We start from the raw sequence: 1,560 nt of genomic DNA, 5'->3' as shown, positions 1-1,560 counted from the left end.
CCGAAATACTTACTAATAAATAGGTTCCCGGTACCCTGAACCCATGGGTTCCCGATTCATCCGCAAGGTCCGCACCGCATCCGGCGCTGTCGCCGTGCAAATCGTGGACCAAACCGGACGCACCACCACCTCCGTGGAACACATCGGCTCAGCGAACACCGACGCCGAACTAGCACTGCTGCTACGCTCCGCCGAACAACGCTTGCATCCAGGGCAGCAAGCCTTCGACTTCGGCGATGTGGAACAAGAACCCGCGTCCCTGGACGAAGTCGCTGACTGGACCAAGAACGCCGCAATGCCCGACGTGATTCCTGACCGCGGAAGACCCCGAACCGGCGCCACGGGCACCGCGAAAGTCGTTGCATCTCCAGCCACTGAACTGTGGGACATCCTCACCGCAGCCTATGCGCGGCTTGGGTTCGAAGTCCTTGATGACGAGGGGTTTCGTGCCATGGTGCTCGCCAGGATCATTGAGCCGACATCCAAAGCAGACACCATCAGAGTGCTCGATGGCGTCTGTGCACCGCACCCGTCCTTGCGGACCCTTTTTCGCAGCCTGCATCGCTGCCACGATTTGAACTACAAAGACACTCTGGCCAAAGCCATGGTCGCCTACCGCAGCCGATCCGTGGGGCTCGGCGCAATGATCATGTATGACGTCACCACCCTTCACTTTGAGTCGAAAAAGGAGGATGACCTCCGCAAAGTCGGCATGAGCAAAGAGCACCGGGTTGACCCGCAAATCCAAGTCGGGCTTCTGGTGGACCCGGCCGGGTTCCCGCTGGAAATGCATATGTTTGCCGGGAACAAGGCCGAGACCACCACGATCGTTCCGGTGGTCCAAGCGTTTCAGGAGCGGCACGGTATCACCGACATGGTGGTCGTCGCTGATGCCGGCATGCTCTCCGCCGCGAATCTGACCGCTTTGGAAGATGCTGGGTTCAAATTCATCGTCGGCTCGCGTATGGCCAAAGCACCTTATGACTTGCAAGAACATTTCGATACGAAGGGCAACCGGTTCGCCAACGGGCAGATCCTGGAATCGAAGCGCGTCATGGGCGCCGGTGCAAAAGGCCGAGAACGCCGAGTGATTTATCAATGGTCTGCGAAGCGTTTCGTCACTGATAATCGGAACATCAACCTGATGGAACGCCGTGCCATGGGCATTGCTGAAGGCACAAGCCAGATGCGTAAAGCACGGTTCGTGAAAACGACCGGGACGAAGCCTGAAGTCGATGAGGCACGTATTGAGCGTGCCCGTATGCTGGCCGGATTGAAGGGCTACGTCACGAATATTGACCAGTCGGTGATGAAAGGTCAGCAGGTCCTTGATTCGTACCATGACCTCTGGCAGGTTGAAGCGTCATTCCGTATGACCAAGAGTGACCTTTCCGCTCGTCCGGTGTTTCACAGGGATGAGGACGCCATTGATGCTCATTTGACTGTGGTGTTCGCTGCGTTGGCGATTGGCCGGCATTTGCAGGAGATCTCTGGGATGAGTTTGAAGCGGATTATCACTGATTTGAAGGGTGTTCGTTCGGCGAAAATCCAGGTCAATGG

1 protein-coding gene is annotated in these 1,560 nt (G+C 57.1%); it reads left to right on the top strand.

The window, feature by feature from the left end:
- Positions 1–43: 43 nt before the first annotated feature.
- Positions 44–1,560, top strand: a 1,517-nt coding sequence (locus ACT3TP_RS18640; protein ID WP_444621280.1) for an IS1634 family transposase, incomplete at its 3' end; no start/stop codon positions are given.

Origin of the sequence: Glutamicibacter sp. AOP38-B1-38, assembly GCF_052377485.1 — a bacterium.
Classification (GTDB): Bacteria; Actinomycetota; Actinomycetes; order Actinomycetales; family Micrococcaceae; genus Glutamicibacter.
The sequence above is the reverse complement of the archived record's forward strand: the minus strand, read 5'-3'. Positions and strand labels throughout refer to the sequence as shown.